General features: G+C 45.9%; 14 protein-coding genes. 12 read left to right on the top strand and 2 right to left on the bottom strand.

What is annotated here, in order from left to right; translation table 11 throughout:
- The first annotated feature begins 8 nt into the window (after positions 1–8).
- From corA to amrS, 4 genes are read left to right on the top strand one after another with little or no spacing between them, the layout of a single operon-like run.
- Entirely contained in the window at positions 9–977 is a 969-nt protein-coding gene (gene corA, locus RMO68_RS07305; protein ID WP_310440068.1) for a magnesium/cobalt transporter CorA, read from the top strand.
- Between the two features lie 58 nt (positions 978–1,035).
- A complete protein-coding gene (locus tag RMO68_RS07310) occupies positions 1,036–2,289 on the top strand; it encodes a DEAD/DEAH box helicase (protein ID WP_310440069.1) in 1,254 nt (417 codons plus the stop codon).
- A complete protein-coding gene (locus tag RMO68_RS07315) occupies positions 2,286–4,397 on the top strand; it encodes a Tex family protein (RefSeq protein ID WP_310440070.1) in 2,112 nt (703 codons plus the stop codon). The genes RMO68_RS07310 and RMO68_RS07315 overlap by 4 nt, the downstream gene beginning before the upstream one ends.
- A 41-nt stretch (positions 4,398–4,438) precedes the next feature.
- Entirely contained in the window at positions 4,439–5,464 is a 1,026-nt protein-coding gene (gene amrS / locus RMO68_RS07320; protein WP_310440071.1) for an AmmeMemoRadiSam system radical SAM enzyme, read from the top strand.
- 2 nt (positions 5,465–5,466) lie between these two features.
- Here amrS and pcm read toward each other — a convergent pair whose 3' ends face one another.
- Together pcm and RMO68_RS07330 are read right to left on the bottom strand one after the other, a co-directional pair.
- Positions 5,467–6,087, bottom strand: a complete 621-nt coding sequence (gene pcm, locus RMO68_RS07325) for a protein-L-isoaspartate O-methyltransferase (RefSeq protein ID WP_310440072.1) — start codon at positions 6,085–6,087, stop codon at positions 5,467–5,469.
- Between the two features lie 17 nt (positions 6,088–6,104).
- Positions 6,105–6,443: a TraR/DksA family transcriptional regulator gene (locus tag RMO68_RS07330; RefSeq protein ID WP_310440073.1), complete on the bottom strand. Its 339-nt coding sequence runs from the start codon at positions 6,441–6,443 to the stop codon at positions 6,105–6,107.
- Positions 6,444–6,586: 143 nt separating this feature from the next.
- Between RMO68_RS07330 and RMO68_RS07335 the strand changes: the two genes are divergently transcribed.
- From RMO68_RS07335 to RMO68_RS07370, 8 genes are read left to right on the top strand one after another with little or no spacing between them, the layout of a single operon-like run.
- Positions 6,587–7,456, top strand: coding sequence for a hypothetical protein (locus tag RMO68_RS07335; protein WP_310440074.1), 870 nt, complete (start codon positions 6,587–6,589; stop codon positions 7,454–7,456).
- A gap of 9 nt (positions 7,457–7,465) precedes the next feature.
- A complete protein-coding gene (locus RMO68_RS07340) occupies positions 7,466–8,308 on the top strand; it encodes a mechanosensitive ion channel family protein (RefSeq protein ID WP_310440075.1) in 843 nt (280 codons plus the stop codon).
- A complete protein-coding gene (locus RMO68_RS07345) occupies positions 8,305–8,910 on the top strand; it encodes a methyltransferase domain-containing protein (protein WP_310440076.1) in 606 nt (201 codons plus the stop codon). The genes RMO68_RS07340 and RMO68_RS07345 overlap by 4 nt, the downstream gene beginning before the upstream one ends.
- Before the next feature lie 59 nt (positions 8,911–8,969).
- Complete coding sequence (gene nifE, locus RMO68_RS07350) at positions 8,970–10,331, top strand: nitrogenase iron-molybdenum cofactor biosynthesis protein NifE (protein ID WP_310440077.1); 1,362 nt, start codon at positions 8,970–8,972, stop codon at positions 10,329–10,331.
- Complete coding sequence (gene nifN, locus RMO68_RS07355) at positions 10,331–11,629, top strand: nitrogenase iron-molybdenum cofactor biosynthesis protein NifN (protein ID WP_310440078.1); 1,299 nt, start codon at positions 10,331–10,333, stop codon at positions 11,627–11,629. The genes nifE and nifN overlap by 1 nt, the downstream gene beginning before the upstream one ends.
- Positions 11,619–12,071, top strand: a complete 453-nt coding sequence (gene nifX / locus RMO68_RS07360) for a nitrogen fixation protein NifX (protein ID WP_310440079.1) — start codon at positions 11,619–11,621, stop codon at positions 12,069–12,071. Before nifN ends, nifX begins: the two co-directional genes overlap by 11 nt.
- Positions 12,072–12,075: 4 nt before the next feature.
- Positions 12,076–12,528, top strand: a complete 453-nt coding sequence (locus tag RMO68_RS07365) for a NifX-associated nitrogen fixation protein (protein ID WP_310440080.1) — start codon at positions 12,076–12,078, stop codon at positions 12,526–12,528.
- Positions 12,529–12,538: 10 nt separating this feature from the next.
- A complete protein-coding gene (locus tag RMO68_RS07370; RefSeq protein ID WP_310440081.1) occupies positions 12,539–13,054 on the top strand; it encodes a flavodoxin in 516 nt (171 codons plus the stop codon).
- Positions 13,055–13,062: the final 8 nt, after the last annotated feature.

The raw sequence follows: 13,062 nt of genomic DNA on the forward strand, positions 1-13,062 counted from the left end.
CGGATACTATGGTTACTATATACCTACGACATGATGATTCCTTTGAAAGTCACCCGCTCAAAAATCTCAAAGAACCTATCGATTCCAAGACTATTTTTTGGATCGATATTTTTCAGCCAAATGCGGAAGAGATAGAACGGATTGAAATATTATTTGATATTAAATTACCCACAAAACATGATCGTGAAGAGATAGAACTTAGTTCACGTTACTGGGAAGACAATCGATCCATTAAGATAAACTCCTATTTTTTTGTCTCCTTCTTTTTTGTTGAGAGTGCAAAATCACACTACAACGAAAGTGTTAGCTTTGTTCTACAGGATAATATCCTTTTTACGGTTCGTGACAGTGAACTCCAAACATTTGAAATGATGAGTAAAATATTACTGTCACATCCTAAAGAGCTTTTTTCGGGATACGATATCTTTATCCAAATTTTTGATATTCGTATCGATAAAGATGCCGATTTACTCGAATATGCTTCCAAAGAGAGTGACGAAATCCGAAAAAAACTTTTATGGGAACACGGCAGTCATTCGATAGAGCTGTTGAGAAAAATTTCTACTCTTCAGGAATTTACTCTGAAGGTACGCCAATCGGTCTTTGATAAACGGCGGATTCTCACCGCAATGGCAAAATCACCTAAACTCCCTCCCACCATAAAAGAAGATCTCTCGATTATGATGAAAGATATCAACTCACTGATCGAATTTATTGCTATTGATGACAATACTTTGGACAATTTACAAAATCTTTTTCTGGCGCAAACCAGTATCGAGCAAAATAAAATTATTAAACTTTTCACGGTAGCCAGTGTTGCGTTAATGCCTCCGACTTTGATAGCAAGTATCTACGGTATGAATTTCCATTTTATCCCAGAATTGAAATGGACGCTAGGGTATCCGTTTTCTTTAATTTTGATGGCACTTTCCAGCGCTATCCCTCTCATATACTTTCGCAAAAAAAAGTGGCTTTAATAAGCCGCTTGACTACCAAAAGCAACTATACTTCTTTCACACTTTACGAGGATTCCCCATGCCATTTTCACCTTTTAACCTATCATCGTTTATTCTTAAAGCCGTGAGCGAAAGCGGCTATACACAGCCGACGCCGATCCAAGAAAAGGTGATTCCGCTCGTGTTAGAGCGCCGTGATATTCTGGCTCAGGCACAAACGGGGAGCGGGAAAAGTGCGAGTTTCGTCTTGCCGATTTTAGAGCTTTGGTCGCAGGCGCGAGGGGAGGGAAAAGGGAAAATCAAAGCCCTCATCCTCACCCCGACACGCGAACTCACCCTCCAAGTGGCTCAGACGTTCGAGACGATGGGGAAATATTTGCCTAAAACTCCCAAAGTGGTGAGTCTCATCGGGGGTGAGGGGATCGGCGATCAGCTCTATGCCATCCAGCAGGGGTGCGATATTCTCGTCGCAACGTCGGGGCGATTTCTCGATGTGTTGAGAAAAAAGCAGATGAACCTCTCGCACTTGGAATTTTTCGTCCTCGATGAAGCGGACAAGATGCTTGATCTCGGATTTGCCGAAGAGTTGGAGCTGATCTTAGAATCGATCCCCACACAGCGTCAAAATCTCCTTTTCTCCGCGACCTATCCGCCGAAGATGGAGATAATCGCCTCTCGCATCACCCAAAACCCGATCCATATCTCCATAGAAGCGGAAATGCCAACCGTACAGAGTATCCAACAGCGGGTTATCGAGGTGAATCCCGAAAATAGAGGGCCTTTGCTTAGACATCTTCTTGAGAGTGAAAAATGGGAGCAAGTGTTGGTCTTTATGGCGAACAAGCGAGCCTCCGACAACATCGCCGCAAAATTTCGCAAATACGGTTTTTCGGCCGACTCGTTTAACGGCGATCTCCTCCAAGAGGATCGTACCTATGTGTTGGAGCAGTTCAAAGCGAAAAAAATCCGTATCCTTTTTGCCACCGACATCGCCGCGCGCGGTCTGGATATCGACGACATCACCTGTGTTATCAATTTTGATCTTCCCCGCTCACCTGCGGATTATATCCATCGTATCGGACGGACGGGTCGTGCAGGTAAGTCAGGTCTCGCGATTTCGTTTATCGGTTACGAGGAACGGGATCATTTTAGATTGATCGAAAAACGCTCCTCTATCAGATTGCCACGTGAGCAGATCGAGGGGTTTGAACTCGTGGGGACTCCACCGCCGAAAGTCAAAGGCCCAGAACCGGTAAAAGGGAAAGGGAAGAGTAAAAAAGACAAAGCACGTGAACTTGCCGCCAAAAATGCAAACAATTCAGGAAACCGATGAATAGCCTTAATGACCTCATAGCCCAAAAGACGGGACTCTCTCTCAAAACCGTTACCAATATCCTAAAACTCCTCGAAGAGGGCTCTACCATCCCCTTCATCGCCCGCTACCGCAAAGAGATGACGGGGGGTGCTACGGATGAACAGTTGCGTGAGTTCGAGAGCATCTACGGCTATTCGAAAAAACTGTTGGAGCGTAAAGAGGAGGTGGCACGGCTGATCGCAGAGCGCTCGGAGTTGAGTAGTGATCTTCGTACACGGCTAAACAACGCCCAGAGCCTCCAAGAGGTCGAAGACATCTATCGTCCGTACAAAGAGAAGAAAAATACCCGTGCCAGTGTCGCTATCGCCGCTGGGCTAGAACCGTTGGCTGATTTGTTGGAGCGTGCGCAGTTGGAGTTGGGAGAATTTACGAAGCGTGTTGAGAGTTTTGTAAAAGGTTCTATCACTTCTCGCGAAGATGCGATCAAAGGGGCTCAGGATATTCTAGCGGAGCGCTACAGTGACGACCCGCGTGAGCGCGACCACTGGCGTCATCAGATACTGGATTATTCCTCGTTTGAGATCAAAGCGACCAAAGGGATGAGTGAGGAGGGGCTATTCGCCAAGCTCGCCGGAAAGAGTGAGAAGATAGCCTCCATCCCCTCGCACCGCTATCTCGCGATTATGCGCGGGGTGAGCGAAAAAGAGCTGAGCGTCAAGATCACCCTCGATATGGATCGGGTGGAAAATAGCCTTAAAAACCATCGAATCCCCCGCAACGCCAAAAGCTCTCAAACTCTGCTGTTAGCGAGCTACCTCGACGGGTTCAAACGGTTGTTGTTTCCTTCGTTGGAGAGGGAAGTGCACGCGATGATCAAAGAAAAATCGGATATTCAAGCGATCAATACCTTCGGCAAAAACCTCTCACAGCTTTTGGGTTCCCCTCCCGTCACGAAGCGTGCCATTTTGGGTGCCGATCCGGCGTATCGGACGGGGTGTAAACTTGCCGTCGTCGATGAGAACGGTATGTATCTGGATCACGCCGTTATCTATCCGACACCGCCCCAAAGCGATTATGAGAAGAGTGCAAAGGTGGTGAAACAGTTGTGTGATCGTTACGGTATCAATGCCGTAGCCATCGGGAATGGAACCGCATCGCGTGAGACACAGGAATTTTTTGCGAGGGTGAACCGTGATGAGGAATTGAACCTCTCTTATACGGTTGTCTCTGAAGCGGGGGCATCAGTTTACTCCGCCTCCAAAATCGCCCAAGAGGAGTATCCGCAACTCGATGTGACGATACGCGGAGCAATCTCGATAGCTCAGAGGCTACGCGATCCGATGGCGGCATTGGTGAAGATCGATCCAAAATCGCTCGGCGTTGGGCAATATCAGCACGACGTCGATCAAAAACTGCTTGAAAAGAAGCTGGGCGATGTCACCGAAGATTTGGTTAACCGCATCGGTGTTGATCCTAACAGTGCCTCGGTCTCACTCCTCTCCTACGTCGCGGGGGTGGGGGCAAAAGTTGCTAAATCGATAGTGGAGTACCGTGAGACAAGCGGAGCGTTTAAAAGCAAACAAGAACTCCTCAAAGTCAAAGGGCTGGGGGCGAAAGCATATGAGCAGTGTGCGGGATTTTTTCGGATACGGGAGGGGAAAAGTGTGCTGGACAACACGGGTGTTCACCCTGAGAGCTACGAAGCGGCGAATACCCTTTTAAAATGCTATGATCTCCCCTCTATCACCAAAGACCAGATTCCCCATATTGCGCAGGAATTGGGTATAGGGGAAGCGACGCTCGGCGACATCATCGCAGAGTTACGCAAACCGGGATTTGACCCCCGCGAGAGTTTGCCGCCGATCATGTTTCGCTCCGATCTCACCGACATCAAAGAGTTGCGTGAGGGATCTATCGTCTCGGGCGTTGTTCGAAACATCGCCGATTTTGGGGCATTTGTGGACATCGGACTCAAAAATGACGGCTTGATCCATATCTCTCAGATGTCGGAGAAACGGATCTCTCACCCGCTCGAAGTACTCAGTGTCAATCAACAGCTCAGCCGTATCCGAGTGGTTGAAGTCGATGTTGCCAAAGGGAAAGTAGGATTGAGTCTCAAAGAGTGATAGAATAGTGAAAGAACTCTGTCTCTAAAGAGGGGGAAATAATGGCATCCGTAGCATGGCTATCATCAAAACTCTCTGATGGACGGATCGCGTGCGAAGCGTGCTCTCAACACTGTAAACTCTCGGAGGGAGAATACGGCATTTGCGGTATCCGCAAAGTTGAAAACGGTGAACTCTATCTCCTCACCTACGGCCTTGCGGCGGCGGTGAATATTGACCCGATCGAGAAAAAACCGATGTTTCATTTTTTACCCGACTCAAAAGTATTCTCATTCGGTACCGTGGGGTGCAATTTCTCGTGCACGTTTTGCCAAAACGCCGATATTTCCCAATACCCCAAAGAACACCATCACGAAATCATCGGACGTCCACTCTCACCGAAAGATGCCGTAGCCTTGGCACTCGAACACGGATGCCAAAGCATCGCCTACACCTACAACGAACCTGCGGTATTTTTTGAATACGCCTATGATACGGCGCGATTGGCGAGCGAAGCAGGTTTGAAAAATATTTTTGTTACCAGCGGTTATGAGACTCACAAGGCGATTGATACGATAGCTCCTTTTTTGGATGGAATGAATATTGATATTAAATCGTATAGCCAACCATTTTACAAAGATATTTGCGGAGCATCGCTCAAGCCCGTGTTAGATACCATCGAATACGCCCACAAAAAAGGGATATGGATCGAGACGACGACCCTCCTGATCCCAGGGCTCAATGATTCGGAGGAGGAGATTCGCTCCATAGCCGAATTTCAAGCCTCACTTGATCCCTCGATGCCGTGGCATATCAGTGCGTTTCATCCGATGTACAAGATGAACGATGTTCCCCGAACCCCCGCATCAACGCTTAGTCGTGCCTATGAGATCGGTAAAGAAGCGGGATTGAAATATGTTTATGTCGGGAATATCGATGATGAATCACGCGAATCGACCTATTGTCCGAGCTGTTATAAAATGGTTATTGACCGTCACGGTCATATCGGACAGTTCGTCACTAACCATTTGGTAGAAAAAAATCATTGTCCCTACTGCACTACGGTAATCGAAGGGGTGTGGAAGTAGAACTACACCGAGGTAATAAGCGGTACAAAAACAAATCCCGGAAATTCAGTAGATTCCAGTGAACCGTTTTCTTTTTTGGTAATGCGCCAAATAGTGTTTTGAACAGGAACAACGAGAATCCCTCCGGGTTTTAGCTGATCAAACAGTTCGGTCGGCATTTCAGTTGCACTGGCAGAAACCAGGATACGATCGTAATGCTCTCCCGGTTTTCCTAAAACAGAGGGGTTTGCCAAACTAATCGATCCGTTATGAATATGAACTTTTTCTAAATTCTCATGGGCGTGTTCGATAAGAGACGCGACACGCTCCACTCCCTCAACATATCCGTCTCTTCCTATGGCAGCGGCCAAAAGAGCTGTCGTCCATCCCGATCCTGATCCGATATCCAACACCTTGTTTCCTGCTGTCGGATTTAAAAGTTCCAGCATAAAGGCGACGGTGGTAGGTTGGGAAATCGTTTGTGATTCACCGATCGGGAGGGGATGATCATCGTATCCCTTCGGATAGAGCTCCTCGGGAATAAAATGGATACGGTCGCATACTTTAAAAGCATAAATTAGAGAAGGGGAATAGAGTACGCCTGAGGCTATCAGATGACGGATAAGTTGCTCGTTCGTATTCATGTTCTATCTCGTAGATTTTATTCCCCTACAATCGTTCGTGCCGTAGGGTTTACTTTTAGTCTCTCAATCGGAATAGGTTGGTTGGTTTTTTCACAAATACCGTAGTTTCCCAGAGCAATCCGATTCAGTGCGGCATTGATCTCATCCAGCTCCATTTCGAGCTTTTCAAGGAGCATATGGTCGGTGGAATTTTCGATTTCAATCTCGGCCATATCCAATATTTCATCCAACTCGCCGTCCATTCCGATACTGCTAAGCTCCACTTTTATAAGAGCGATATTCTTTTCAATTTTTGCTTTTTCTGCTTTGAGGATCGCTTCAAATGCATTGAGATCCAAATCGTGTCGTGTACTCATTGTATGCCCCTTTTACAAAAACTTAACCTTGATAAATGATAACGCAATAATGGTAACAAAATAAGAATCCATCTTAACTATTTTTGACATCACGCAGTCGATTTGGGTACACTAAAGAACTTTAACACGGCGAAAGAGTACCAATGAAACAAATGATGCAGATATACCGTGAAAACCGAGAAGCGGTAGAGGGATTTTTGCTGAGTACCATCAGTGACACGCCTCAGCACGATTTCGATGATGTTCAAGTCGATAAATTTTTTAAGCGTCTTCCATGTCTCACTGATATGTATTTGATGGATGAAAAGGGGAAACAGATCACCCCGACATGGCGCAGAAGCGGCCATGATATGAGTTTGAAAGGTTCCGATAGAGCTTATTTTATCAACCGTATTCAGTTTGACGATAAAGGCAACTATATTTCCAACCCTTATATTTGTGCCAACAGCGGTCAGCCGAAAGTCTCGGTCGCTCGTAAATACTCCGATGGGAAGATTGCCGTATTCGATCTCGATCTTGTTGCGGTACTGGGCAAAATGCATCTGATTGAGAGTACGCGACTCATCTCAAAACTCTCCGTATGGGTTTACGGTCTGCTTGGCGGAGGACTTGTCTTACTGGCATTGTTTTTGGGCGGATATGGATTGTTAGGATTTGCCAAAGCACTTATGAGTGTCGGTGATGAAACGCTTCAGTACGTTTTTAAATCCATTATCGGGATTACCCTCGCGATAGCGATTTATGATTTGGCAAAAACGATTTTGGAGCAGGAGGTGTTTTATCGCTCCTTAACCCCCGAAGAAGGGAACGAATATAAAACCTTAACCAAGTTTTTGACTTCGATCATTATCGCCCTCTCGATCGAATCGCTGATGGTAGTATTTAAAGTTGCGATCAACGATATCCGAAATATGCATTTCGCGTTTTATCTTATCAGCGGAGTCGGTATTTTGATCGTCTCTATGGCGATACTTAACTACGTGAGCCGTAAAAAACATGAAGCACAGAGCTAGGAGTTATTAATGGATCAAGAACTCGCCTATCTGAATCAGTTTTATCTTAAAGTGATCGATTTTCTAGCCAACTACAGTTTTCAGATCATCGGAGCATTGATCATCGTAATCATCGGGTGGTTCTTTTCAAAATACGTCTTTAACCTACTGATGAAATTTTTTCAGCAGCATGACTTCGATCCGACTCTCAGCAAATTTGCCGCCAACGGTGTACGTATACTGATTTTCGGAGCGATGTTGGTGGTCGCTATCGGAAAACTCGGTATCTCTATCGCTCCGTTTATTGCGGCGGTCGGTGCCGTTTTTTTAACGGCAGGATTAGCGATACAAGGAAGCGTTGCCAACTACGCCGCAGGAATTTCACTGATTATCACCCGTCCGTTTAAAATCGGCGATACGATTTTGATTAACAAGGTATACGGGGAAGTTGAAGAGATCCGTCTTGCCTACACGACGCTTCGTACCGAAGATGAAGAGTTAATCACGGTTCCGAATAAAAATATGATTGGAGAGGTGATCGTCAACTCTTTTAATTATCGTGTAGTCGAATCGAGTGTCGGAATCTCCTACGATGCGGATGCTGAAAAAGCAATAGCTTTGATCCAAAAAGTGATTGAGGGATTTGAAAATGTCTCTACGGAGACTAAAGCGATTGTCGGAATCGAGAAATTTGGAGAAAGTTCGGTTGATATCGGGATACGCTATTGGGTGCCGACTCGAAATTTTTTTAAGACGCAGTTTGAAGTCAATATGGGAATCTATAAAGCGTTAAAAGAATCAGGAATCACCATCCCTTATCCGCAGAGGGAGATTCGAATGATCGGACAAACTAATATCGAAGGGCAAAAATGAGTGAGCGTTTCAACCAAGCTGCGCAAGGGTGGGATAAAGGGGATATGCGTCAAAACATAGCCCATGCGGTATTTCAAACGATTGCGAGCCGAATTTCATTATTGAATCATATGAGTATTATGGATTTCGGTGCGGGGACGGGATTGCTGAGTTTTAAAATCGCTCCGATGGTTCAAAATGTCGTAGGGGTGGATCTTTCCGAAAAGATGCTTGAGCAGCTGCATAACAAAAACTCTCCTTGCTTGTCGGTCGAAGCCGTTTGTCAAAATATTTGTGAAGAGCCGTTGGAGAAACAGTTTCATGGAATTGTCAGTTCGATGGCGATGCATCATGTCGAAGATACGGCGGCATTGTTTGAGACCTTTCATGCTCACCTTAAACGAGACGGTTTTATAGCGATTGCCGATCTCGAAGCGGAAGACGGAACTTTTCATACGCATGGAAATGAAGGGGTGCACCATTTCGGGTTTGAACGCGATCCTTTGCGTGAAACAATTGAAAACGCAGGATTTGAACATGTCCGTTTCCATCATGCCTATACGGTTGAAAAAGAGAATGGAAATTATCCAATATTCCTCGTAACCGCCACCAAAAAGTCCTAAAACCCTTATCTCGCACGCTTCTTGCATTATCATGGATACTTCAGCTCTAGGAGTATCCTATGGTCAGCCGTGCGAAAATCAAAGAACTCATGAACGAGAGCGCCTGCTCTCATAGCAAAGACAAAAAACCGGGAGAAGGGTGTGATAAGCCTAAACCGGGACTTGCGGCGGGTGGATGTGCCTTTGACGGTGCTCAAATCTCTCTTTTTCCGTACGCTGATGCGGTGCATCTCGTCCACGGCCCTCAAACATGTTTGGGGGCATCGTGGGAAACACGTGAGACAAAAACGTCGTTTAAAGGGCGTGATCATACACAGATGGGATTTACGACGGGTATAACGACCAATGACGTTATTTTCGGCGGTGACAAACGACTCTCTGACTCGATCGATTACATTATGGAAAACTACCGCCCTGAAGCTATTTTTGTCTATTCGACCTGTGTAACGGCGCTTGTGGGTGATGATATCGATATGACCTGTAAACTCGGAAGCGAAAAACATGGAGTACCGGTCGTACCCGTTCATGCCGCCGGATTTGTGGGGAGTAAAAATCTCGGATCTCGTCTCGCGGGTGAAGCGGTATTAGAACATCTCATCGGTACCAAAGAACCCGAATTTACGACCCCCTATGATATTAACCTGATCGGTGATTATAACGTTACTGGGGATATGTGGCAGTATCTCCCTATCTTCGAGAAGATCGGACTTCGAGTGCTGAGTTCCATGAGCGGTGACGGTCGGGTAGGGGATATTCGCAGCGCCCACCGTGCGAAACTCAACGTCATCGTGTGTGCCAAATCACTGATAACGCTGACGCGTAAAATGCAAGAGCAGTACGGTATCCCGTGGATTTCGGTCTCATTTTACGGTAAACGTGACACGACATTTGCGATTCGAGAGATTGTAAACGCTTTGGGTGATCCTGAACTCATTGCACGTGCCGAAACGGTTATTGCCGAAGAAGAAGCGGCTTTAGAAGCCAAAATTGCTCCCTATAAAGCCCTCTTTGAAGGTAAAAAAGCGGTTCTCAACACCGGAGGGAACAAAGCGTGGTCGATAGCATCGGGATTGCAGGATTTGGGGATTGAAGTGGTCGCGACGAGTGTGGCGAAATCGACGCAGGATGATATCGATAAAGCACGGGAATATTTGGGTGAAAACGGTGTTTTGATGACGAAACCTGCTTCTGAACAAGGGAAAATTATCGACTCTACGGGGGCGCACATTCTTCTCGCGGGTGGACGGAGTCTCTACACCGCCATCAAGAAGAAAATCTCTTTTATCGATGTCAATCAGGAGAAAAAAACGAGCTACGGGGGATACGGCGGATTGCTAAACCTCGCAGAAGATTTAAAATACGCCTTTCGTAATCCCGTGTTTGCCAATGTCGGAAAACCTGCACCGTGGGAGGTTGGATAATGGAATTCTCCCTTTCGCGTCATGAACACAAACCGCTTCAAGTCAACCCGATCAAACACTCCCAACCCATGGGAGCGACCCTCGCCTATTTGGGGGTAAAAGATTGTATGCCGCTGATGCACAGCGCTCAAGGGTGTGCCTCGTATACCAAAGTCTTCTTTACTCGCCACTTCAACGAACCCATCGCGATTAATAATACTTCCGTGAGTGATATCACAGCCGTACTTGATGGCGGAGATTACTCGATCCTGATGGCGATTGAAAATATTCAGAACAAAGAGAAAAATCTCAAACCCTCCATGATAGGGTTGCATACGACGGGGCTGACGGAGACCAAAGGGGATGACGTGAGAGGTGTTGGGATGCACATCGAGATTCCTTACGTATTTGTCAACACCCCCGATTACGAGGGGGGTATGGAGAGCGGATGGGCATTGACGGTCACGGCGATGATCGAACAGCTCACCGAGGCCGCTACCGAAGTTAAACCGAATAAACTCGTTTTTTTACCTCATTTGAGTATGCAGCCGATTGAAGTAGAAAAGATCAAAACCCTTTGCGAAGATTTCGGGTTTGAGACCTATGCACTCCCCGATCTCTCCACCTCACTGGACGGATATTGGGAAGCGGGGCAGGGTAAGTTGGCCAACGGCGGAATAACGGTCGATCAGATACGTGATTTAGCAACCTCAAGCGTCGTAATTTCCATCGGTGCATCGATGAAAAAATCGGCGCAGGCATTGCAAAAGAAAAATCCCCTTGTTGAACACTTTCATTTTGATCATGTGATGGGATTGGACGGGTGTGACAATTTTGTAGCATGCTTGATGAAAATACGACAAGCGGAACCAAAACCGATGATAAAGCGATGGCGCGCACGATTGCAAGATGCGATGTTGGATGCCCATTTTTTGATCGGGAGTTCCCATTTCGTTATTACGGGAGAACCTGATATGCTCAGTGGAATGTGCGCGCTCATCCGCAGTGTCGGCGGAACTGTCGATGCCGCAGTTTCCACGACATTCAGCGATGTTTTGCATACGATAGAAGCGGAGAGCGTATTTGTCGGAGATTTGGAAGATGCACGAAGATTTTTTGATTCTGCGGACATGGTAATCAGTAATTTTCATGCAGAACGAATCTTGCATAGTATAGATAATACGGCGCTCGTTATTCGAGGATTTCCTAATTATGAAGAGTTAGGTAATCAGCTTAAAAACGATCAACTGTATGAGGGAAGCACGTACTTTTTGTTTGAGATTGCTAACGAATTGAGAAAGGTTAAACATGAACACTAAAATCAGTATAGAGGGGAATGGTGCGATGGACAGTGCTTTAAGAGTTGCTTTTGCAACCAAAGATATGGAAGAGGTAAACGCCCATTTCGGAGGAGCCAAAGAGTTTGTCGTTTATAACGTTACCAAAGAGGGATATGAAGTCTCCGAAGTGATCAAAACCGATAACGCCGACGTTGAAGATGATGATAAAACCGATTTTCGTGTACGTGCCCTTAAAGGGGTCAATATCATGTATTGTGAAAGTATCGGAGGGACGGCAGCGGCAAAAGTTATCCGTGCGGGGATCCACCCTATGAAAGTCAGCGAATCTACATTGATCGAAGACATTCTCAAAAATTTAGTTCAAATGATTAACGGTAACCCGCCGCCATGGGTAAAACAAATTATACAAATGAAAACCGAACACGATGTACGACAAGACCGATGGGCAGAGGGAGAATAAGAAAATGGAAGCAGAAAAACAATTGAGTGAATTTGGGTTGGAGATTGTACGACAGATTCGTGCACTTGATCAATTCGGTAATTGGTCGAGAATCAGTGATGAAGAGTTGCTCATCAAAAAATACGTCAAAACCAAAGAAGAGCTAAAGCTCGTACCTTTGATCGCCGACATCGATGAGATGATGATCAATGACATCAAAATGATTTATAAAGCGGTAGCACTTTCATTTGAGCGTAAAACAGGGGTTGTCTGTAATGTCATCATGGAGATGAGCCATGAGGGATTCGGCCGATGTGCGGTTATCGCCGATCGTATCTGTATCGTTAATAAATATTTTAAAGATGCACACCGTTTCAGCTTTCGCTCACTAGAGGCGTTATTTGAAGATGGAGACAAAATGCTCTCAAGTGCAGTAGAAATTTATGAACAATACAAACCGTGTATACAACAAGGATAAGGAGTAACCAATGGCAAAAGTGGGAATTTTTTTCGGAAGCAGCAGCGGTGTCACACGGGGTGCGGCAGAACTTTTAGCAGATGAGATCAAAGGTGCAGAACTGATTGATATGGAAGAAGATTTTGACGGGATTGAGCAGTTCGAGGATTTCGATGTATTGATTCTCGGTTCATCCACGTGGGGTCAGGGTGATCCTCAGCGCGACTGGGTTGATCCGCTTTATGATTTGAGTAATGACCGTCCTGATTTAAGCGGTAAAAAAGTAGCGTTTTTCGGTGCGGGTGATCAAAAAACACACGGTGAACATTTTTTGAGTGCTTTGGGAAAAATGCACGATTTATTTGTTTCTCTCGGTGCTGAAGCTTACGGCTATATACCGACAACCGGATACGAATATGAATTTTCACTCGCAGAGCGTGAGGGTAAATTTTGCGGACTTGGGATCGATGATGTTAATCAAGAAGATTTGACCGAGGAACGTGTAACCCTATGGGCAAGTCAACTCAAAAGTGAGATAGGACTATAAGGAGTTTA

The sequence above is a fragment of the Sulfuricurvum sp. genome, assembly GCF_031427015.1.
In the GTDB taxonomy this organism is placed as follows: Bacteria; Campylobacterota; Campylobacteria; order Campylobacterales; family Sulfurimonadaceae; genus Sulfuricurvum.